Annotated in this window: 21 protein-coding genes; 6 read left to right on the top strand and 15 right to left on the bottom strand. The window is 64.2% G+C overall.

What is annotated here, in order from left to right; genetic code table 11:
- Window positions 1–1,615 (bottom strand): PD-(D/E)XK nuclease family protein (locus B2W70_RS17985; protein ID WP_286747913.1); only part of this gene is annotated, 1,615 nt, incomplete at its 3' end.
- A 954-nt stretch (window positions 1,616–2,569) separates the two neighbouring features.
- Here B2W70_RS17985 and trxA point away from each other — a divergent pair.
- From trxA to B2W70_RS17965, 4 genes are all read left to right on the top strand, one after another.
- Window positions 2,570–2,899, top strand: a complete 330-nt coding sequence (gene trxA, locus B2W70_RS17980; RefSeq protein WP_058085998.1) for a thioredoxin TrxA — start codon at window positions 2,570–2,572, stop codon at window positions 2,897–2,899.
- A 251-nt stretch (window positions 2,900–3,150) separates the two neighbouring features.
- Complete coding sequence (rho, locus tag B2W70_RS17975; protein WP_058085997.1) at window positions 3,151–4,419, top strand: transcription termination factor Rho; 1,269 nt, start codon at window positions 3,151–3,153, stop codon at window positions 4,417–4,419.
- A gap of 167 nt (window positions 4,420–4,586) precedes the next feature.
- Window positions 4,587–4,844 carry a type B 50S ribosomal protein L31 gene (locus B2W70_RS17970; protein WP_286747910.1) on the top strand — a complete coding sequence of 86 codons (258 nt, stop codon included), beginning with the start codon at window positions 4,587–4,589 and terminating at the stop codon, window positions 4,842–4,844.
- 170 nt (window positions 4,845–5,014) lie between these two features.
- Window positions 5,015–6,817: a hypothetical protein gene (locus B2W70_RS17965; protein WP_286747908.1), complete on the top strand. Its 1,803-nt coding sequence runs from the start codon at window positions 5,015–5,017 to the stop codon at window positions 6,815–6,817.
- Window positions 6,818–6,834: 17 nt separating this feature from the next.
- Here B2W70_RS17965 and phoR read toward each other — a convergent pair whose 3' ends face one another.
- The 7 genes from phoR to pstS all read right to left on the bottom strand — a co-directional run bounded on the left by phoR (window position 6,835) and on the right by pstS (window position 13,521).
- Window positions 6,835–8,187: a phosphate regulon sensor histidine kinase PhoR gene (gene phoR, locus B2W70_RS17960; protein WP_286747906.1), complete on the bottom strand. Its 1,353-nt coding sequence runs from the start codon at window positions 8,185–8,187 to the stop codon at window positions 6,835–6,837.
- Between the two features lie 21 nt (window positions 8,188–8,208).
- The gene (gene phoB / locus B2W70_RS17955; RefSeq protein WP_286747904.1) at window positions 8,209–8,910 is read right to left on the bottom strand and encodes a phosphate regulon transcriptional regulator PhoB; all 702 of its coding nucleotides are present in this window, start codon (window positions 8,908–8,910) and stop codon (window positions 8,209–8,211) included.
- 16 nt (window positions 8,911–8,926) lie between these two features.
- Window positions 8,927–9,634, bottom strand: a complete 708-nt coding sequence (gene phoU, locus B2W70_RS17950) for a phosphate signaling complex protein PhoU (RefSeq protein ID WP_058085994.1) — start codon at window positions 9,632–9,634, stop codon at window positions 8,927–8,929.
- Window positions 9,635–9,660: 26 nt separating this feature from the next.
- Entirely contained in the window at window positions 9,661–10,446 is a 786-nt protein-coding gene (gene pstB / locus B2W70_RS17945; protein WP_058085993.1) for a phosphate ABC transporter ATP-binding protein PstB, read from the bottom strand.
- Between the two features lie 39 nt (window positions 10,447–10,485).
- Complete coding sequence (pstA, locus tag B2W70_RS17940) at window positions 10,486–11,346, bottom strand: phosphate ABC transporter permease PstA (RefSeq protein WP_286747901.1); 861 nt, start codon at window positions 11,344–11,346, stop codon at window positions 10,486–10,488.
- Complete coding sequence (gene pstC, locus B2W70_RS17935; RefSeq protein ID WP_286747899.1) at window positions 11,343–12,302, bottom strand: phosphate ABC transporter permease subunit PstC; 960 nt, start codon at window positions 12,300–12,302, stop codon at window positions 11,343–11,345. The genes pstA and pstC overlap by 4 nt, the downstream gene beginning before the upstream one ends.
- Window positions 12,303–12,483: 181 nt before the next feature.
- Window positions 12,484–13,521: a phosphate ABC transporter substrate-binding protein PstS gene (gene pstS / locus B2W70_RS17930; RefSeq protein ID WP_058085990.1), complete on the bottom strand. Its 1,038-nt coding sequence runs from the start codon at window positions 13,519–13,521 to the stop codon at window positions 12,484–12,486.
- 232 nt (window positions 13,522–13,753) lie between these two features.
- On the opposite strand from pstS, the gene B2W70_RS17925 reads away from it, so the two are divergent.
- On the top strand, window positions 13,754–14,272 hold the full coding sequence (locus B2W70_RS17925; RefSeq protein ID WP_286747896.1) for a fasciclin domain-containing protein: 519 nt from the start codon (window positions 13,754–13,756) through the stop codon (window positions 14,270–14,272).
- A gap of 89 nt (window positions 14,273–14,361) precedes the next feature.
- Here the strand turns inward: B2W70_RS17925 and glmM are convergent, their stop codons facing one another.
- The 4 genes from glmM to B2W70_RS17905 all read right to left on the bottom strand — a co-directional run bounded on the left by glmM (window position 14,362) and on the right by B2W70_RS17905 (window position 19,457).
- Window positions 14,362–15,696, bottom strand: a complete 1,335-nt coding sequence (glmM, locus tag B2W70_RS17920) for a phosphoglucosamine mutase (protein ID WP_286747894.1) — start codon at window positions 15,694–15,696, stop codon at window positions 14,362–14,364.
- A gap of 47 nt (window positions 15,697–15,743) precedes the next feature.
- The gene (folP, locus tag B2W70_RS17915) at window positions 15,744–16,577 is read right to left on the bottom strand and encodes a dihydropteroate synthase (RefSeq protein ID WP_286747892.1); all 834 of its coding nucleotides are present in this window, start codon (window positions 16,575–16,577) and stop codon (window positions 15,744–15,746) included.
- Window positions 16,578–16,645: 68 nt separating this feature from the next.
- Window positions 16,646–18,550, bottom strand: a complete 1,905-nt coding sequence (gene ftsH / locus B2W70_RS17910) for an ATP-dependent zinc metalloprotease FtsH (RefSeq protein WP_058085988.1) — start codon at window positions 18,548–18,550, stop codon at window positions 16,646–16,648.
- Window positions 18,551–18,782: 232 nt separating this feature from the next.
- The gene (locus B2W70_RS17905; RefSeq protein ID WP_286747889.1) at window positions 18,783–19,457 is read right to left on the bottom strand and encodes an RlmE family RNA methyltransferase; all 675 of its coding nucleotides are present in this window, start codon (window positions 19,455–19,457) and stop codon (window positions 18,783–18,785) included.
- Window positions 19,458–19,474: 17 nt separating this feature from the next.
- Here B2W70_RS17905 and B2W70_RS17900 point away from each other — a divergent pair, with 17 nt between their 5' ends.
- On the top strand, window positions 19,475–19,945 hold the full coding sequence (locus tag B2W70_RS17900; protein WP_058085986.1) for a YhbY family RNA-binding protein: 471 nt from the start codon (window positions 19,475–19,477) through the stop codon (window positions 19,943–19,945).
- A 59-nt stretch (window positions 19,946–20,004) separates the two neighbouring features.
- On the opposite strand, the gene B2W70_RS17895 is transcribed toward B2W70_RS17900, so the two are convergent.
- The 3 genes from B2W70_RS17895 to B2W70_RS17885 all read right to left on the bottom strand — a co-directional run.
- Entirely contained in the window at window positions 20,005–20,451 is a 447-nt protein-coding gene (locus tag B2W70_RS17895; protein WP_286747886.1) for a DUF4149 domain-containing protein, read from the bottom strand.
- A 16-nt stretch (window positions 20,452–20,467) separates the two neighbouring features.
- Window positions 20,468–20,944, bottom strand: a complete 477-nt coding sequence (gene greA / locus B2W70_RS17890; RefSeq protein WP_058085985.1) for a transcription elongation factor GreA — start codon at window positions 20,942–20,944, stop codon at window positions 20,468–20,470.
- A gap of 125 nt (window positions 20,945–21,069) precedes the next feature.
- Window positions 21,070–21,352, bottom strand: a 283-nt coding sequence (locus B2W70_RS17885; protein ID WP_286747884.1) for a hypothetical protein, incomplete at its 5' end; no start/stop codon positions are given.

Genomic DNA, 21,352 nt, shown 5'->3' with positions numbered 1-21,352 from the left:
GCTCGACCTCGCAGGCCTGCACCCGCCAGCCCTCTTGCTCGTGCTTGCCCAACCAAGTCACGTACGAGCGCGCCAGGTCAGGCAAGGCCATTTCGTGTGGGCGAAAGTGCGGGCGCATGCCGTCCGACAGCAAGCCCATGTCGCGCGCCGCAGATTGCGCGCAAGACAGCCACAGGTCGATGTCGGCCTGCACGCTGCCCAGCGCCACACCTTGGTCGCGTTGCTCATGAAAACGCCGCAATGTCTCGTGCAGCCACGACCCCTGATCCGACCGGGCCAGCCCTTCTTCCAGCTCATCTTGCGCCTGCAGTCGCAAAATCACCCGGGCAAAGAATCGGTAAGGGCATTGCCTGAGCACCTCGTGCTGGGTGGCAGACAGCTGCGCAGGCAAGCCGATGCCTTGGTGGCCCAGCACCGGGCTGGGCGGCCTGATCGGGCTGGCATCCGATGTCCGCCAAGGGCGCGGATCCTCTCCCTGCTGCAGACGGCCGCCGCCTGAAGCAACCCAGCGATCCAGCCAGGCGCTGGCATCCAGGGGCTCACTGTCCTGTGCGACGCGGTGCAAGGCATGCAGGCTCGGCCGCGTGGCCACCAGAACAAAGGCCTCCCACTGCGCTTGCCTGGCCAGCGCAGGCGTGACCAGGCCCATCGCCTCGCGCAATCGAACACCCAGCCAGCCTTGCTGGGTGCTCAGGGCGCCAAATTGCTTTTCATCGGCTCCCGGCATCACCACGGCATGAAACGGACGCAAGGCAGCGCGCGCCAGCGTGGTGATCAGCACGTCTGGCCGCGCGGACTCTGCTTGGGGGCGGTATGTGACCGCCTCGAGCACATCCGACAACCAGCGCTGGAAACTCGCGCCATCCATCCGCGTGATGCGGTGCGACTCAGGCAGCCCCGCAGCGCCGAGCTTTCGCGCGATGCCCGGTTCATCGTCTGCCAGCGCATCCATGCGCAGGGTCTCCCACAACAGGGCCCCGGCCGGATCGGCCTGCAGCGCGTCGTGAGCGCCGCTTTGCAGCAGCGAGGCCCACAGGGCCTGCAGCCACTGCTGCAGCGTGGGTCGCGACGCCGTCCACAAGGCCTGCAAGGGCCGCACCACCTGCCTGGCCCACGCCCACAGCACCTGCGCTTCATCGGGCATGCGCCGGTGAGCGAGCTGCCCACCCACCCCTTCTTCGCCTGGCTCGCCTGCCTCTCGCTCGGTCAAGATCGACCAGGCAGCGATCAACCCCTGCCTGCGACACCAACGCTCCAGCATCCCGACGGCCAGGTGCTCATCCGGCGCAAACAGATCGGCTGGGTCATGCGCCTGAACCCAACCAGACTTCAACCAGTCCAGCAACTCATCGGTGGACGCCCTTGGGTTCGACGCCGCAAGCAGGCGCGTGCAGGCCGCAGCCGCTCGGGTGGTCGACAAAAGCCAGCCCGTCTCGTCTGCAACGCTGAGCCCGGAGCCTTCCAGCAACGCCCGCACATGACGGACCACGCCGCGGTCCAGGGCCAGCACGCCGATGGGCGCAGCCCCCTCTGGGCGTCCCGATGCACAAACAAGGACCCTGGCGGCGGCCTGCCTGGCCTCGTCCAGCATGTCTGCACAGGTGCTGACCGTCATGCACACCGGCTCCGCGTCGGTTTGTGTCGCCTTGGCATCTGCCGCCCACCAGCGCACCGGCACCCCCGCTGCCCCGGCAACACGCTGGGCCGCAAGCATGAGCGCCCCCTCGCTGCCGGGCAACACAGTGCTCCCCACCGAAACCGCCATCCAAGCAGACGGTCTTTCTGCGTACACGGCGTCCATGGCCAAGCCGCACTCAGCGCTCGCTGCGGCCCACTCCAGCGCCCACGCCAGCAGCAGCCTTTCGCGCCCGCCTGGGCCCTGCCCCATGTGCAACTGCAGGGCGCCACGCCATGAATCGAGCCGCAGAGGCCTGTCTGGCGGAGGAGTCGCCTGCAGGGCCCTCACCCAGGCATGCGCCGAGTCCACGACCTGATCCAACGCGAATTCATAGCCCCGGCGATCCCGGGCCAGCCACTGCCTTGCCCAGGCCTGGCGCCCAAGGCTGCGGGCGGCCTGGAGGCGGTCTTCGATGGCATCGAGCGACAGCACCGCCCCGAAAACCTCCTGCCCGGACGCATCGAGCGTCGGTGTGGCACGCGCCCAACTGTGTGTTTCTGCCAACGAAGCGATGGTCTCGATGCGAGGCAGCCAGCCACCCACGGCCTGAGCCCATGCCTGGCGAGCCGCAGCCAACACCGCTCCGACGGGCAGTGTCACGAGGGCGCTTTTGGGCTCTGCCCCTTGCGCGCACAGCCAAGCTGACGCTTCACGCGCCCAGTCTTGCCAGGCGAGCGCGGCATCGCAGCCCGGCTGCCAGAGCCAAGGCTGGGGCGTGATCGACGAGGGCGTTTCGGCGGATGTCAAGGCTGGCGAAATCTATCGGGGTGATTGATTTTGGACGCTTGAGACCTGGGACAGCAGCCTTCACCATCTGTGTCAGAATCACGACACCCCCGGTCTGGCGGGTTTTCCCACCCTCCTCCGCCCGACCACCTTGAGGACAGTTTCATGAGCAGCGACCTGATCAAACACATCACCGACGCATCCTTCGATGCCGACGTTCTGCAAGCCGCCCAACCCGTGCTGGTGGACTACTGGGCCGAATGGTGCGGCCCTTGCAAGATGATCGCCCCCATCCTGGACGAAGTGGCCAAGGACTACAACGGTCGCCTGGCCATCGCCAAGATGAACGTCGATCAGAACCGCGAAGTGCCCGCCAAGTTCGGCATCCGCGGCATCCCGACCCTGATGATCTTCAAGGATGGACAACTGGCCGCCACCAAGGTCGGCGCCCTTTCAAAGGCCCAACTGACCGCGTTCATCGACGGACAGCTGTGACCCTGGCAACCGCCGCACCGGACAGGTCGGCGGTTTTCTTTTGCCAGACCAGCCCTATAATGCAGCCGTTGCCTTTGAAATCGAAGGCAATGCCTGAAGGCTCACCGGCCACCCGGTGACCCGCCAGGGCCAGCGGCCAACGCCGCCTTGCGCCCCAGGCCCCGGAACTTCCGCCTTTCCCCCCAGCCCACGAATTCCCTCGGCCCGACGGCTTCGCGCCGATCCGGGTTTCACATTCAGGGTACCCATCCATGCACCTTTCCGAACTGAAGGCCCTGCACATTTCCAAACTCGTGGAAATGGCCGAAGCCCTGGAAATCGAAAACGTCTCTCGCATGCGCAAGCAGGAGTTGATGTTCGCGATCATGAAGAAGCGCGCCAAGGCCGGCGAACAGGTCTTCGGCGACGGCGTCCTCGAAGTGCTGCCCGACGGCTTCGGCTTCCTGCGTGCGCTCGACATGAGCTTCCTGGCGAGCACCGACGACATCTACCTGTCGCCCAGCCAGGTTCGCCGCTTCAACCTGCACACCGGCGACATGATCGAAGGTGAGGTGCGCGTGCCCAAGGACGGCGAGCGCTACTTCGCACTGGTCAAGGTCGACCGCGTCAACGGCCTGCCCCCCGAGGTTTCGAAGAACAAGATCATGTTCGAGAACCTCACGCCGCTGTTCCCGGACGAGCAATTCAAGCTCGAACGCGACCTGGCCAAGGGCAACGACGACAACATCACCAGCCGCATCATCGACCTGATCGCCCCGATCGGCAAAGGTCAGCGCGCGCTGCTGGTCGCCCCGCCCAAGAGCGGCAAGACCGTGATGATGAAGAACCTGGCGCACGCACTGACGGCCAACCACCCCGACGTGCACCTGATCGTCCTGCTGGTCGACGAGCGCCCGGAAGAAGTGACCGAAATGCAGCGCACCGTGCGCGGCGAGGTCATCAGCTCAACGTTCGATGAACCCGCCCAGCGCCACGTGCAAGTCGCCGAGATGGTGATCGAGCGCGCCAAGCGCCTGGTCGAGCTCAAGAAGGACGTGGTGATCTTGCTGGACTCGATCACCCGACTGGCCCGCGCCTACAACAACGTGCTGCCCAGCTCCGGCAAGGTGCTGTCCGGCGGCGTTGACTCGAATGCCCTGCAACGCCCCAAGCGCTTCTTCGGCGCGGCGCGCAACATCGAAGAAGGCGGCTCGCTGACCATCATCGGCACCGCCCTGATCGACACGGGCAGCCGCATGGACGAAGTGATCTACGAAGAGTTCAAGGGCACCGGCAACTGCGAAATCCACCTGGATCGCCGCATGGCCGAAAAGCGCGTGTACCCCTCGATCCTGATCAACAAGTCGGGCACCCGCCGCGAGGAAATCCTGCTCAAGCCGGAAATCCTGCAAAAGAGCTGGATCCTGCGCAAGCTGCTCTACCCGATGGACGAGATCGAGGCGATGGAGTTCGTGCTCGACAAGATGAAGTCCACGAAGAACAACCACGATTTCTTCGACATGATGCGCCGCGGCGGCTGAGCCACCTCAGGCCATCAGCGACGGACTTCACGGCCCCGATGCCTTTCATGGCTCGGGGCCGTTTGCGTTTTCTGCTATACTCTTGCGTTTTCCGCTGAACGGAAAGTGCCTGGCATGGTGCCGGGTGGCTCCCGGACATGCAATTTGCAAACAGCACGAGGTTTCCCATGCCCAAGCAAGGTATCCACCCCAACTACCGTGACGTCGTCTTCCTGGACCAGTCCAACGGCTTCCAGTTCGTCACCCGCTCCTGCGCACCCACCAAGGACACCGTCAAGCTGGACGACGGCCGCGAGCTGCCCCTGTTCAAGCTGGAAACCTCTTCCGAGTCGCACGCCTTCTACACCGGCACCCAGAAGTCGGTGGACAACCTGGGCGGTCGCGTTGAGAAGTTCCGCAACAAGTTCGCTCAATTCCGCAAGTGATCGCGGGACGTCCGGGTGGGCCTGGCCTGGCCCGGATGTCGCAGAACACCGTCGCAACGCCCGCCGTTGCGCAACGTCAGGGCAGCTCAGGCTGCCCTTTTTGTTTCTCAAGCCTGCCGACTGAGCGCCTCGTCGTCAGCCAGCAGACCGCCTGAAGCGTTTCGCCACCCATGCGCCCATCGCAACTGCCTCACGCCTCCCCCGCCCTGGTGACCCAGAAGGCGGCGCAGCGCCTGCCGCGCCTGGCGTTGTTGCTGTTTTGCGCGGCCTACCTGCTGCCCGGGCTGCTGGGGCGCGACCCCTGGAAAAACGAGGACATCGCTGCCTTCGGGCAGATGTGGAGCCTGGCCCTGGGCCAAGCATCCTGGTTCGACCCACACGTCGGGGGCGTTCACCCGACCCAAGGCGGCATCCTGCCTTACTGGGTCGGTGGTGCCGCGATCTCGCTGCTGTCCCCCTGGGTGGACCCGGCGCTGGCGGCACGCCTGCCCTTCGCCCTCTTGCTGGCCGCGGTCTTTGCGCTGACCTGGTACGCCACCTACCACCTGGCCCGCACCGAGGCCGCGCAGCCCGTTCCCCTGGCCTTTGGCGGCGAAGCGCGCTCACAAGACTATGCGCGAGCGGTGGCTGACGGTGCGTTGCTGGCTTTGATCGCCAGCCTGGGGCTGCTGCAACTGGGCCATGAAACCACGCCAGAGCTGGTTCAGCTCACCGGCGCGGCCCTGCTGTTGTTCGGCATGGCTGCAGCGCAGCAACGCAGCCTGACGTCCATCCTGGCCACCACGGCCGCCTTGCCGGTGCTGGCAGGCAGCGGCAGCCCGACGGTGGCGCTGCTGCTGGGTGGGGCGGCCGCCATCGTGTGCCTGAAGTCAAGCCACGTCGAGGTCCGAGGCCACATCAAGTGGGTGCTGCTGGGCATGCTGCTGGCCCTTGCCCTGGTCATCGGACTGATTGCCCTGGGTCTGCCCGGCTGGAGCGTGCGCAGCGGGCGCGAATGGCGTCCCGGCGCCATCTTTCAATTGCTGACATGGTTCACCTGGCCTGTGCTGCCGCTGGCCGCCTTGACCTTGTGGCACTGGCGTCGTCAGATCGGGCGCAGGCACATCGCGATGCCTCTCCTGATCGCTTTGGTGGGCATGGGCTCTTGCGTGTTCATGGGCGGCAACGACCGTGCACTGCTGATCACCCTGCCTGCCTTGGCGGCCCTGGCCGCTTTTGCCCTGCCCTCGCTTCAACGCAGCCTGGGCGCGGCGCTGGACTGGTTCTCGGTCTGCTTTTTTACCGCCTGCGCGTCGCTGATCTGGCTGGCCTATGTCGCCATCCAGACCGGCCAGCCCGAGCGAACTGCGGTCAACGTCCTCAAGCTGGTGCCAGGTGCTGTCATCGGTTTCAGCCCCATCGCCCTGGGCTTTGCCTTGCTCGGCACCCTGCTTTGGTTGTGGCTGGTTCGCTGGCGCACGTCACGCCGCACCCACGCACTCTGGAAAAGCCTGGTGCTGCCAGCAGGTGGCGTGGCCGTGTGCTGGTTGCTGACCATGACCTTGCTGCTGCCCCTTCTGGACCAGGCGCGCAGCTACCGACTGTTGATGTCGCGCATCTCGCCGTACATGCCACGCGCCGAGCTGGTGTGTGCACCAGATGCTTCGGTGGGCTTGCTCACGGCGATGGAGTATTTCGGTGGTTACCGGGTCGACGGCCTGGCGCACGACACACTGTCGATGCGCAAGCAGGGCTGCGGCAGCGTGGTCGTTCGCATCCACCCCAAGGCCCAGCCGCCCGTGTTGCCGGGGTGGCGAAAGGTGGCGCAGTACAACCAACGCACGCGCAACTCTGAGCTGGTGGTGGTCTACCGACGCAACACTGCCGCAACATCCCAGAAGTCACAGAAGGCGCAAACAGATCAAATGGCGCAGAGCGACACCTTCGATGACATCGACGAGGTCAGCGCCAGCGCCATGAACGCCACAGACTGACAGCACGTCAACTGGCGTCAGGACACCGCCGTGTCCACTTCTGCGCGGCGCACCCGCATCGCTGGGATGTGCAGCGTGAAATTCGATCCTTTGCCCTGCTCGCTGCTGATCTTGAGCTCGCCCCCGTGGCGCTGGATCACGTGCTTGACGATGGACAGACCCAGGCCTGTGCCACCCGTGTCGCGCGAGCGGCTGCCATCGACGCGATAAAAGCGCTCGGTGAGCCTGGGCAGGTGCTCGGGAGAAATGCCGATGCCGTGGTCCTGCACACTGAACTCAGCGCTGCCATCGGGCAGGCTGCGCCAGTGGATCTCGACAGCTCGGCCAGCGGGGGTGTAGCGGATCGCGTTCGAGACCAGGTTGCCCATGGCGCTGAGCCACTCGCTCTCGACACCCGAGATCTCGGCATCCAAATGCGCTGGATCAGGCTGGACCTCGATGGGATGGCGCTCTTTCGACAGGCCTCGTGCGTCATTGGCCACACGTCGCATGAGGTGCTGAACGGGCAGCCACCTGTCTGAGGCGGGACGGGGGCTGCCCTCGATCTGCGCCAGCGTCAGCAGGTCAGACACCAGGCCTTGCATGCGATCGGCCTGCTCGGCCATGAGCGAGATCACGCGCTTGCGCTCCACTTCGGTCAGCGGCAGGGCCCCCAACGTTTCGATGAAACCCATCAGCACCGTCAGTGGCGTGCGGATCTCGTGCGAGACATTGGCCACGAAGTCGCGACGCATGGTGTCGGCGCGTTCGCGCTCGGTGATGTCCTGCGAGAGGATGAGCTTGCGCCCTTCTCCAAACTCGCGCACCTGGATCTGAAGCCAGCTCAGCCCACCTCGGGACATCGGGCACTTGACGGTTTCGCTGAAGTCGCCGGCCTGCAAGTACTGCACGAACGCGGGCTGTCGGATCAGGTTGGTGACCCGCTGCTGCAGGTCCCGGTGGCGATTCAAGCCGAAATGGTCTGCCGCCGCAGGGCTGATCCAGGTCAGGTGATCGCTCTCGTCGAGCAGCATGACACCGTTCGGCGAGGCCTCGATCGCCGAGAGGAACTGCTGCAACTCACCCCGCTCGAGGGCGATGTCGGCGTCGCGTGATCGCAGCAAGCGCTCGACCCGGTGAGACAGCTCACCCCAGATGCCCGGCAAGACCGGGCCAGGCGACTCCGGGTTGCGCAACCAGTCGAGCAGCGCATGGCCATGCAGGGTGTCAGAGACGGACAGCAGCAGCACGGCGGACGAGGCCGCTGCCGCCCCCGCCGCCACGGGGTAACCCACGCGCTGCCCGATCCAGTAGCCTGCCAGGCCGCCGGCCATGCCCACGGCGAGCCGCACCGCGACCCGCGAGATGAGCCACGAATTGCTTGAATCCACGGTTGTCTGGTCCGGGCAGTGTCAGGCGGCGATGTCCACCACTTGCTGAGTCAGGCGGTAGCCAGCGCCCCGCACCGTTTCGATCAGCGACGAACGTTGCACCGGCGACAGGGCCTCGCGCAGGCGCTTGACGTGGACATCGACCGTGCGCTCTTCGATGAAAACGTGGTCACCCCAGACGCGGTCGAGCAACTGCGCACGGCTGTGAACGCGCTCCGGGTGCGTCATGAAGAAGTGCAACAGCTTGAATTCGGTCGGACCGATCTTGACTTCTTGATCGCCACGGCAGACGCGGCGCGTGGCCGGGTCCAGGCGCAGGCCTGCCACCTCGACGGCGGAGTCCAGTGCCTGCGGGGCCTTGCGGCGCAACACAGCGCGCACGCGGGCCATCAGCTCGTGCGTCGAGAAGGGCTTGGTCAGGTAGTCATCGGCGCCCGCGTCCAGGCCAGCGACCTTGTCCACCTCTTCCGCACGAGCCGTCAGCATGATGATCGGCAGGTCGCGGGTGCGCGTGACACCGCGCCAGCGCTTGGCCAGCGCCAAGCCAGACTGGCCCGGCAGCATCCAGTCCAGCAGCACCAGGTCCGGCAGCACCTTGTCGATTTCGAGCTGGGCTTGCTCGGCGTCACCCGCCAGCGTCACCTCGAAACCCGAGTGACGCAGGTTCAGCGCGATCAACTCGGCGATCGCGGGTTCGTCTTCCACCACCAACACACGGCTCATGGCTTGGCTCCCGTCATCACTTGATGATGTTCTCGACGGCCTCGGGCGTGTTGTGACGCACGTCGGCCCCCTTGACGATGTAGATCACCTGCTCGGCCAGGTTCTTGGCGTGGTCGCCCACGCGCTCGATGGCCTTGGCAACGAACACCAGGTCGATGGACGCGGAGATGGTGCGCGGGTCTTCCATCATGTAGGTGATGAGCTTGCGCATCAGGCCGTCGAATTCGGCGTCGATCTCGTTGTCGCTCTTGATGACCTCCAGCGCGGTCTGGGTGTCCAGGCGGGCAAAAGCGTCCAGCGACTTGCGCAGCGAGGCGGTGGCCAGGCCGGCTTCGAAGGACACGTCACCGACCGGCAGGCGCAGGCGAGACGACACACCGGTGTTGATCAGGCGCTGCACCGTGCGTGCGATGCGCGCGGCCTCGTCGCCCACGCGCTCGAGGTTGCCGATGGTCTTGGAGATGGCGATCAGCAGGCGCAGGTCGCGGGCCGTGGGCTGACGGCGCGCGATGATGGTCGACAGGTCGGCGTCGATCTGCATTTCCATCGCGTTGACCTTTTCTTCGCCGATCAGCACCTGGCTGGCGACTTCGCCATTGAAGTGCGTCAAGGCGTCAATGGCCAGGGCCACCTGGGATTCGACCAGGCCACCCATTTCCAGCACGCGCGTGGAAATGCCGCTGAGCTCGGCGTCGAACTGACTGGAGAGGTGTTTGTCACTCATGGTGTTCTCCTTGTTTTTGTTGTCGATCAGCCGAAGCGACCGGTGATGTAGTCCTCGGTCTCGGTGCGTTTGGGCTTCATGAAGATGTCCGTGGTCGCGCCGAACTCGATGAGCTCGCCCAGGTACATGTAGGCCGTGTAGTCCGAGCAACGCGCGGCCTGCTGCATGTTGTGGGTCACGATCAGGACGGTGTAGTCGTCCTTGAGTTCGTGGATCAGCTCTTCGATCTTGCCGGTGGAGATGGGGTCCAGGGCCGAGCAGGGCTCGTCAAGCAACAGCACCTCGGGCTTGATGGCGATGCCGCGAGCGATGCACAGACGCTGCTGCTGACCACCCGAGAGGCCAGAGCCACTCTGGTTGAGCTTGTCCTTGACCTCGTTCCACAGCGCAGCCTTCTTGAGGGCCCATTCCACGCGCTCGTCCATCTCGGAGCGCGAGAGGTTCTCGAACAGCTTGACGCCGAACGAGATGTTCTCGTAGATCGACATCGGGAACGGCGTGGGCTTTTGGAACACCATGCCGACGCGCGCACGGATCAGCGAGACGTCTTCCTTCGTGGTCAGGATGTCCTGACCGTCCAGCAAGATCTGGCCTTCGGCGCGCTGCTCGGGGTAGAGCTCGAACATGCGGTTGAAGGTGCGCAACAGCGTCGACTTGCCGCAGCCCGAGGGGCCGATGAAGGCGGTGACCTTCTTCTCGGGCAGGTCCATGTTCACGTTCTTGAGCGCGTGGAACTTGCCGTAGTAGAAGTTCAGGTTCTTGACGGCCAGTTTGGCCTTGACGGGATCGTTGGTTTGCACTTTGGCGTCCATGATGCGTCTTTCAGGTGTCGGGTATCGATGCCGCGCCGATCAGCGCTGGCGGAACATGCTGCGGGCGATCACGTTGAGTGCCAGCACGCCGATGGTGATGATGAACACGCCTGCCCAGGCCAGCTTCTGCCAGTTTTCATAGGGGCTCATGGCGAACTTGAAGATGGTGACCGGCAGGCTGGCCATCGGGCCGCTCATGTCGGTGGACCAGAACTGGTTGGACAGCGCGGTGAACAGCAGCGGAGCGGTCTCGCCAGCGATGCGGGCCACTGCCAGCAGGATGCCGGTGATGACGCCGGCGCGGGCCGACTTCAGCGTGATGCTCATGATCACCTTCCACTTGGGCGTGCCCAGGGCGTAGGCGGCTTCACGCAGCGCGTTGGGGATCAGCGCCAGCATGTTCTCGGTGGTACGGATGACCACCGGGATCACGATCAGCGCCAGCGCCAGCACACCAGCCCAGCCCGAGAAGGACTTGAAGCGCGAGACCACCACCGAGTAGATGAACAAGCCGATCACGATGGAGGGAGCCGACAGCAGGATGTCGTTGATGAAGCGCGTGGCGCTGCCCAGCCAGCCCTTCTGGCCGTACTCGGCCAGGTAGACGCCAGCCAGGATGCCGATCGGCGTGCCGATCGCCGTGGCCAGTCCCACCATCAGCAGCGAGCCCATCAGCGCGTTGGCCAGGCCACCGGCTTCCATCGGCGGCGGGGTCATTTCGGTGAAGGTGGCGATCGCCAGGCCATCGAGCCCCAGGCGCACGGTTTCCACCAGGATCCAGACCAGCCAGACCAGGCCGAAAGCCATGGCACCCAGTGACAGCGTCAGGGCGATGAAATTGATGCGTTTGCGTCCGGCGTGCTTGCGGGCACGGGAGGCTTGCAGTGCTGCGGTGCTCACGAACGGGCTCCTTCGGACTTCTTCAGGCGGGCCAGCAACACCTTGGAGAAGGCCAGCACGACGAAGGTGATGAAGAACAGGATCAGGCCGAGGTAGATCAGCGATGCCTGGTGCAGGCCCTCGCCGGCTTCGGCGAATTCGTTGGCCAGGGCCGAGGTGATGCTGTTGGCCGCCTCGAACACGGACAGCGAGTTCAGTTGGTTCATGTTGCCGATGACGAAGGTCACGGCCATGGTCTCACCCAGCGCGCGCCCCAGGCCCAGCATGATGCCGCCGACCACACCGGTCTTGGTGTAGGGCAGCACCACCTTGTAGACGACTTCCCAGGTGGTCGACCCCAGGCCGTAAGCCGATTCCTTGAGCAGCGGAGGCGTGACCTCGAACACGTCGCGCATCACCGAAGCGATGAACGGGATCACCATGATGGCCAGGATGATGCCAGCCGACAGGATGCCGATGCCCACAGGCGGGCCAGAGAAGAACGCACCCAGGTAAGGCACGCCTTCGGTCAAGGCCTGCAGCGGCTGCTGCACGTACTCGGACAGGATCGGGCCGAACACCAGCAGGCCCCACATGCCGTAGACGATCGATGGCACGGCCGCCAGCAACTCGATGGCGATGCCCAGCGGGCGCTTGAGCCAGGCTGGCGACAGCTCGGTCAGGAACACGGCGATGCCGAAGCTTACCGGCACAGCGATCAGCAGCGCGATGAACGACGTCATCAGCGTGCCGTAAATCATCACCAGGCCGCCGTACTGGTTCTGGACAGGGTCCCAGGCGGTGCTGGTGAAAAAGCCCAGCCCGTATTCATGGATGGCGGGCCAGGCGCCCACCACCAGCGAGCCGATGATGCCCAGCAGCAGGCACAGGGTGAGGACGGCGGCAGCACGGGCTGCCAGGGCGAATGCGGCATCGGCCCAAGGGGCCTGGACGCGGCGAGAAGGCGGGTTGGTCATGGGCTGACGTTGGTTTTTCCGGTCGGGCGGCGCGGATGCGTCGCCGAGGTCAGTCGGTAGTATGGCGGCCATCGCTCACTCCATGACAAGTCGGGTGCGGTTTGCAGGAGACATCGGGTCTGCGTCGACCGGGCGCCCAAAGGCTCGGACGCCCGGTCAGGGTCAAAACAAGATCAGGCGATCACTTCCAGCCCACCGGCTTGCCCGCGGTGTCCACCACGGAAGCCCACTGCTTGCGGACCAGTTCCTTCACGTTGGCGGGCAGGGGCACGTACTCCAGGTTGCCAGCGGCGGTGTCGCCATTGACATAGGCCCAATCGAAGAACTTCAGGGCTGCAGCGGCCTGGGCCGGCTTGTCCTGCGACTTGTGCATCAGGATGAAGGTGGCGCCGGTCAGGGGCCAGGCGTCCTTGCCAGCTTGCTCGGTCAGGATCTGATAGAACGACTTGTTCCAGTCAGCGGCGGCGGCGGCGGCCTTGAAGGTCGCGTCATCAGGGGCCACGAAGTTGCCAGCCGCGTTCTTGAGCAGCACATGCGACATGCGGTTCTGCTTGGCATAGGCGTACTCGACGTAGCCGATCGAGTTGGGCAAGCGCTGCACGAAGGCCGAGACACCCTCGTTGCCCTTGCCGCCAGCGCCGGTCGGCCAGTTGACGGCGGTGCCCTCACCCACCTTGGACTTCCACTCGGCGTTGACCTTCGAGAGGTAGTTCGTGAAGATGAACGTGGTGCCGGAGCCGTCTGCGCGGCGCACCGGAGCGATCGGGGCATCGGGCAGGGGCACGCCAGGGTTCAGCGCCACGATGGCTGCGTCGTTCCAGCGGGTGATCTTGCCCAGGTAGATGTTGCCGATCAATTCGCCGGTCATCTTGATCTGGCCGGGGGCGATGCCCTTGATGTTGACCACGGGCACGACGCCACCGATCACAGTGGGGAACTGGATCAGGCCGTCCTTGGCCAGGTCCGCGTCCACCAGGGGCATGTCAGAGGCACCGAAGTCAACGGTCTTGGCCTTGATTTGCTTGATGCCTGCACCCGAGCCCACCGATTGGTAGTTGACCTTGACCTTGGTGGCGTTGCTGTAGTCAGCAGCCCATTTGGCATACAGCGGTGCGGGGAAGGTCGCGCCGGCACCGGTCACGTCGTTGGCCAGAGCCACGCCGGCGACCAGGGACAGGGCCATGGCGGCGGCAGCGGTGCGGATCATCTTGAAGCTCATGAGTCGCCTTTCAGGGAACGTCAGACAAAAGGAAGTTGACGCGGCGGACTGTATCGACCCATTGTGACGGTCACATGACAACCCGTGAGGGTGTTGTCACGAACGTCACAGGCCGAGCGAGCCATGTCATGTGACCGTCATTGTCATGTCATGGTCACCGATCTGTCACGAGGGCCTTCTATCTTGCCGATCAGCCGCCAAAGCGGCGTCGTCCACCCCTATGGAGCTCCCCATGACCTTTCACAAGAACACCCGCCTGTCTCGTCGCCTGGTGATGAGCGCACTCGTTTGTGGCACCCTGGCCCAGTTTGCCGGCTGCGCCACCACCGACAGCGCCCCCGCCAACCTGCAGACCGTTGCTTCCCGCGATCCGCAATTGGGCACGTTCGTCAAACTGACTCAGCAAGCTGGCTTGGGCGATTTGCTCACCGGCGCAGGCCCGGTGACGGTGTTCGCCCCTACCGACGAGGCTTTCCGTGCCCTGCCCGCCGCCACGCTGGATAAGCTCGGCAAGGATCCCGAGGCCCTCAAAGCCGTGCTCAAGCACCATGCCGTCGCCGGGGCGACCACCCGAGCCGCCCTGAACGCCGACACCACCACCGTCACCACCCTGGCCGGCACCAAGCTGGTGCTTGCCAAGGCAGGCGACTTTGTCACCGTGGACGAAGCCCTGGTGACGCAGGCAGACGTCACCGCCAGCAACGGCGTGCTGCACGTCATCGACCGCGTGCTGACGCCACCCAAAAAATAAAATCTGTCGCTGATTCACGGCGACTTGCTCAGGGAACGAAAAAAGCCCCCACGGGGGCTTTTTTCGTTTTGCGAGAAATCAGGCCGGCTTCAGGCAAGCGTTGCCGCGAGCTGCTCGGCACACGCATCGGCCAAGGCCTTGTCACTGGCCTCGACCATCACCCTCACCAAAGGCTCCGTTCCCGACGCCCGGATGAGCACCCGCCCCTTGTCAGCAAGCCGAGCCTCAACGTCGCTGCGAGCATGCTGAAGCGGCAGGTGGTTCTGCCAGTCCATGCCCGGCTGAAGACGCACGTTGATCAAGCGCTGCGGATACAACTCCACCCCCTGGAGCCAGGAGGACACGCTGCGTGCGCTGCGCACCACCGCCTGCAAGATCGCCAGCGCGCTGACGATGCCATCACCCGTGGTGTGACGGTCCAGCGCGATCAGGTGACCCGAGCCCTCACCGCCCAGCTTCCAACCTTTGGCACCCAGCTCTTCCAGCACGTACCTGTCGCCCACCTTGGCGCGCACGAAATCGATGCCTCGCTGCTTGAGTGCCACCTCGACAGCCATGTTCGTCATCAGTGTGCCCACTGCGCCCGGCACGGCTTCGCCCTGGTCGATGCGGTCGGCCACCATGACATACAAAAGCTCGTCACCGTTGAAAAGGCGACCGTCTGCCCCGACGATCTGGAGCCGATCGGCATCTCCGTCCAGCGCGATGCCGTAGTCGGCGCCGTGCTGTTTGACCGCTGCCACCAGCGCCTCCGGGTGCGTGGCCCCGACCCCCTGGTTGATGTTCAGGCCGTCGGGCGAACAACCGATGGCGATGACCTCGGCCCCCAGCTCGTGAAACACCTCGGGCGCCACCTGGTAAGCCGCACCGTGGGCTGCGTCCACCACGATCTTGAGGCCCTTGAGCGACAGGTTCGACGAAAAGGTGCTCTTGCAGAACTCGATGTAGCGGCCCCGGGCGTCCTCCAGGCGACGCGCCTTGCCCAAGCTGTGCGAATCCACCCACTGCGGGGGCTCGCGCAACGCAGCCTCGACAGCCAGCTCCCACTCGTCTGGCAGCTTCTCGCCGCGAGACGAGAAGAACTTGATGCCGTTGTCGCCAAACGGGTTGTGCGACGCGCTGATCACCACACCCAGGTTCAAGCGCAACGCGCGTGTCAGGTAGGCCACGCCAGGCGTTGGCAAAGGCCCGGTGAGCAAAACATCCACCCCAGCTGACGCGAAACCAGCCTCCAGGGCCGACTCGAGCATGTAGCCCGAAATGCGCGTGTCCTTGCCAATGAGGACCTTGGGTCGCCGACCGGAAGTGTGACGACGCACGACCTGCCCCACGGCGTGCCCCAACTTGAGAACGAAATCGGGCGTGATGGGCGCCTGGCCCACGGTGCCGCGGATGCCGTCGGTGCCAAAGTATTGTCTGGACATGAGCTGCTTGTGTGTGCGGAGGTCGGTGGATTGTCCACGGTTTTCGGTCAATCCAGCAGACCTGCAGCGCCCCAGACACGCAGCGCATCGACCGTTTCTGCAACGTCGTGCACCCGCACCACAGCCGCACCTTTTTGCACCGAAGCCAATGCAGCCGACAAGCTGGCGGCCAGGCGCTGCCCGACGGGCCGGCCAGTGAGCTCTCCCAGGGTGGATTTACGCGACCACCCCAACAGCAGAGGCCGCCCCAGGTTCAGAAGTTCCCCCTGGCGCTTGAGCAGCTCGAGGTTGTGTTGCGGCGTCTTGCCAAAGCCGATGCCTGGATCCAGCGTGATGCGCTCCAATCCGATGCCAGCGGTCGTGAGCGCATGCAAGCGCGAGCGCAGAAAGTGGTGGACCTCTTCGAGCACGTCGCTGTAGCTGGGTGCGTCTTGCATGGTGGCTGGAGAGCCCCTCATGTGCATCACGCACACACCGCAGGAAGGATGGCGAGCGACCTCGGCCAGTGCCCCGGGCGTGCCCAGGGCCTTCACGTCGTTGATGATGTCAGCGCCAAGGTCGAGCGCACGCTGCATGACCTCTGTCTTGCAAGTGTCGATCGACAAGGGCACACCCCAGGACATGGCGCCGCGCAAAACGCCTTCGATGCGCGCCCACTCTTCGTCAGCAGGCACCTCGGGCGCACCGGGTCGGGTCGACTCGCCGCCGATGTCGAGGATGTCCGCCCCCTCCTCCACCAGCTTTTGAGCATGTTTGAGGGCTGCGACGGTGTCTGCATGCCGTCCGCCATCCGAAAACGAGTCGGGCGTGACGTTGACGATGCCCATGACACGCGGGCGGCTCAGGTCAATGGTGAAACGCGTGGTTTGCCAATGCTTCATGGCTGGTGACTCGACATGAAAAACGGGGCCGAAGCCCCGTTGTCAAATGACGCCTCAGGGCGCCTGGTTCAAATCGCCGCAGGGGCGCCATCGGCGCTCATGGGCGGCTTGGGGCCGCTGCTGGGCCTGTTCGAAGGTGGCGTCCAGTCCTTGGGAGGACGGGGCTCACGGCCTTGCATGATGTCGTCGATCTGCTCTGCGTCGATGGTTTCCCACTCCAGCAGGGCCTTGGCCATCACGTGCATCTTGTCCTGGTTGTCTTCGATGAGCTTGCGCGCGATGGCGTACTGCTCGTCGATGATCTTGCGGATCTGCTTGTCCACCTTCTGCATCGTCTCTTCAGACATGTTGGTGGTCTTGGTGATCGAGCGGCCCAGGAAGACCTCGCCTTCGTTCTCGGCGTAGACCACCGGACCGAGTTCGTCGGTCATGCCGTAGCGGGTCACCATGTCGCGGGCGATGGCGGTGGCGCGCTCGAAGTCGTTCGAAGCACCGGTCGTCATCTGGTCCATGAAGACCTCTTCGGCGATGCGACCACCGAACAGCACGGAGATGGTGTCAAGCATGCGGGTCTTGTCCATGCTGTAGCGGTCACCTTCGGGCAACTGCATGGTCACACCCAAAGCACGTCCGCGCGGGATGATGGTGACCTTGTGCACCGGATCGGTCTTGGGCAGCAGGCGAGCGACCAGGGCGTGGCCGGCCTCGTGGTAGGCCGTGTTCTTGCGCTCTTCCTCGGGCATGACCATGGACTTGCGCTCGGGGCCCATCATGATCTTGTCCTTGGCCTTCTCGAAGTCCTGCATTTCGACCACGCGGCCATTGCGGCGCGCAGCGAACAAGGCGGCTTCGTTGACCAGGTTGGCGAGATCGGCACCCGAGAAGCCAGGCGTGCCACGGGCCAGGATGTCTGCGCGCACGTCTTGACCCACGGGCACCTTGCGGATGTGCACGTTGAGGATCTGCTCGCGGCCGCGCACGTCAGGCAGCGTCACGTAGACCTGGCGGTCGAAACGGCCTGGACGCAGCAAGGCGGGGTCGAGGATGTCGGGGCGGTTGGTCGCGGCGATCACGATCACACCCAGGTTGGTTTCGAAACCATCCATCTCGACCAGCATCTGGTTGAGGGTCTGCTCGCGCTCGTCGTTGCCGCCGCCCAGGCCAGCGCCACGGTGACGGCCGACCGCGTCGATTTCGTCGATGAAGATGATGCAGGGTGCGTTCTTCTTGGCTTGCTCGAACATGTCGCGCACGCGGGCCGCGCCAACGCCGACGAACATTTCAACGAAGTCGGAGCCGGAGATGGTGAAGAACGGCACCTTGGCTTCGCCAGCGATGGACTTGGCCAGCAGCGTCTTGCCGGTGCCAGGGGGGCCGACCAGCAGCACGCCACGGGGAATGCGGCCGCCGAGCTTCTGGAATTTCTGCGGGTCACGCAGGAAATCGACGAGCTCCTTGACTTCTTCCTTGGCTTCGTCGCAACCGGCGACGTCAGCGAAGGTGATGTTGTTGTTGTTCTCGTCGAGCATGCGGGCCTTGCTCTTGCCGAAGCTGAAGGCGCCGCCTTTGCCACCGCCCTGCATCTGGCGCATGAAGTAGATCCACACGCCGATCAGCAGCAACATGGGGCCCCACGAGACCAGCAGGCTCATGATGAGCGAGGGCTCTTCGCGGGGCTTGACGTCGAACTTGACGCCGTTGTTGATCAGGTCGCCGACCAGGCCACGGTCGAGGTAGGTGGCCGTCGAGCGGATCTTCTTGTCATCGGTCGTGGTCGCGATGATCTCGGTCCCGCCGCCGCCCTCTTGCAGGGTCACGCTCTTGATGCGCTTGGCGCGGACTTCCTCGAGGAACTCCGAATACGCCATCTGACCGCCGACCGCGCCAGCGCGATCGAACTGTTTGAACACGGTGAACAGCACGAGGGCCACCACCAGCCAGACAGCAACTTTCGAGAACCATTGATTGTTCACCGCGGCTCCTTCAACCCACAGTCACACCGGTTCGGCTGATGCTGGATGCATCCCCACACCGAACACGGATCCAAAAAACTGCACCGCCTTTGTCATGATGACGCAAAACAGTGCCGTCCTTCGCGGCATGTGGGGACCATTCTAGTGCAGTCAAGGGTTGACGCGTGGCGCCCAATCCCACATGAAACGCTGGAATTGAGGCCTTGACGATGCCTTGACGAGACAAAGTGACTCAGCGCGTCTTCAGACCGATGCCAACCAGGAAGGTTTCGGCCGATTTGTCGCGAGAAGCCTTGGGTTTGACCGGCTTGCAGACGCGGAAATTCGCCTTGAAGGCCTCCACCAGCTGGCTGTAGCCCGCGCCGTGAAAAACTTTGCAAACCAGCGCGCCGTCCTTTTTCAGGTGTTGCTGCGCGAAGTCAATGGCCAACTCGATCAGGTGAGCGATCCGGGCGCTGTCGGTCACGTCGATGCCGCTGAGGTTGGGCGCCATGTCCGAGATGACAACGTCCACCGGTCGGCCGGCCACCTCGTCCTGCAACTGCTGCAGCACGGCTTCCTCCCGAAAATCACCCTGGATGAAGGTCACGCCCTCGATCGGATCGAAGTCCAGCAGGTCCAGGGCGATGATGGTGCCATTGAGCTCCCCCACGGCAGCGCCCCCCACGCCCACGTCCTTCGGTGCGAATTTGCGCCGCACGTACTGACTCCATGCGCCAGGGGCGGCACCCAGGTCCACCACCAGCTGCCCAGGCTTGATCAAACCAAGGGATTCATCGATCTCTTTGATCTTGTAAGCCGCCCTGGATCGGTAGCCTTCTTTTTGCGCCAGACGCACGTAAGGATCATGGATGTGATCGTTCAGCCAAGCCTTGTTGACTTTTTTGCTTTTGGTTTGGACTTTCATGGCTCGATAATAGAGGGATGCCTGCAATTGAACTGACCACTTCCGAGCGCCGCGCCCTGCGCGCCGACGCCCACCACCTGGATCCCGTCGTGATGATCGGCGGAGACGGCCTGACGCCCGCTGTCGTCAAGGAGACCGACTCCGCGCTCAAGGCCCACGGCCTGATCAAGGTGCGCGTGCTCGGAGACGATCGCGCTGCCCGCGAAGAAATCTTTGCCCAGCTGTGCGACCAGCTCAACGCCGCGCCCATCCAGCACATCGGCAAGCTGCTGGTGATCTGGCGCCCGATGCCCGAGAAAGACACCGAGCAAGACGATGCCCGGCGCGGTGGCGCAGCCCCTCGCGAGGTCAAGATCCTGAAGTTCTCCAAGAGTGGCACGCGCCGCCCGGAGATCAAGAAAGTGACCGTGCTGGGCAACCAACGTGTGACGCCAGGCGGCCTCATCAAGCGCGCGAAAAAACGCATGACCAGCAAAAAATCAGGCTGATCTGATCGCATCTGCCAACATTTGACAGCAAAACGGCACCTTTGGGTGCCGTTTTTCATTCAGCGTGCCGTCATGCGCCAGGCCAACACCAGCACCAGCAAAGCCTTGAGCCAGTAAAGCGAGGCCGAGATGCCATGCAGGGCGGCAAAAGACAGGGCTGTGGGCTCGCCGGCCTTGGCTGCCTGGATCATGGGCTGCAGGGCGAAACCACCCAGCACCGTCAGGAACAGCGCCCCGAGCACCAGCAACAGGTTGGCGCTCATGGCGCTCTGGGAAGCCCCCTGCTCCACTTCGTCACGCACACGCCGACGCTCCAGCACGAACAGCAAGATGGCGAAAGCCAGGCTCAGCCGGGACTCGATGTGGAAGATCTGGCCGGCACCCGCGCCAGCTTGCTGGCGCTCGAGCACACTGAACAAGGCAGGCGCAGCGATGCCGCCGATGGCCAGCAAAACGCCCGCCCACAGACCAGAGAGCATCGACTGAAAACAAACAACCTTGCTCATCATCGACCAACGCCACTCAAATGTAGCGAACTTCGATGATTTCGTAGCTGCGCTCGCCACCTGGCGCCTGCACCACGGCCACGTCACCAGCCTCTTTGCCGATCAGGGCTCGGGCAATGGGGGAACCAATGGAGATCTTGCCTTCCTTGAGGTCGGCCTCGTCGTCGCCCACGATCTGGTAGGTGACCACGTCGCCCGTGGCCTCGATTTCCATTTCGACGGTGGCACCGAACACCACCCGGCCACCGGCATCCAGGTCTGCCGGATCGATGACCTTGGCGGCAGAGAGCTTGCCTTCGATTTCGTTGATGCGACCCTCGATGAAGCCTTGCTTGTCTTTGGCTGCGTCGTACTCTGCGTTTTCCGACAGGTCACCCTGGGCACGGGCCTCGGCAATGGCTTGCACCACGGCGGGACGCTCGACGTGTTTGAGGCGGTGCAGCTCTTCCTTGAGCTGCTCGGCACCACGCTTGGTGATGGGAATGGTGGACATGGCTAATGTGTCTTCCAAAATGAAGGAGCCGCGTCCCAGGCGCCGTCTCTGTGGAGGAGCGGCCGGGAGCGGCCCGTTGAATGCATGGCCGCGATCGGGCGAACCCGTCGAGGCAGGCTGGCAGTTTAGTGCAGTTTGGCGTGCAGTTCCTGCACCGAGTACACCACCAGGTCGTCCTGGTGCTTGAGCGCCTCGACAGCGGCTTCGCAGCCGGCCATGGTGGTGTAGTAGGTGACGCGGTTGGCCAAGGCGGCCTGACGGATGCTGCGCGAGTCGGCGATGGCCGTGCGGGTTTCGTCCACGGTGGTGAACACCAGCTGGATCTCGCCGGCCTTGATGGCGTCCGCGATGTGCGGGCGGCCGTCCTTGACCTTGTTCACCGGCTTGACCGGCACACCAGCCGCCGCG

The sequence above is a fragment of the Aquabacterium sp. UBA2148 genome, from assembly GCF_002328915.1.
GTDB classification, from domain to species: Bacteria; Pseudomonadota; Gammaproteobacteria; order Burkholderiales; family Burkholderiaceae_C; genus Aquabacterium; species Aquabacterium parvum.
This window is presented reverse-complemented; position numbering and strand designations above follow the sequence as displayed.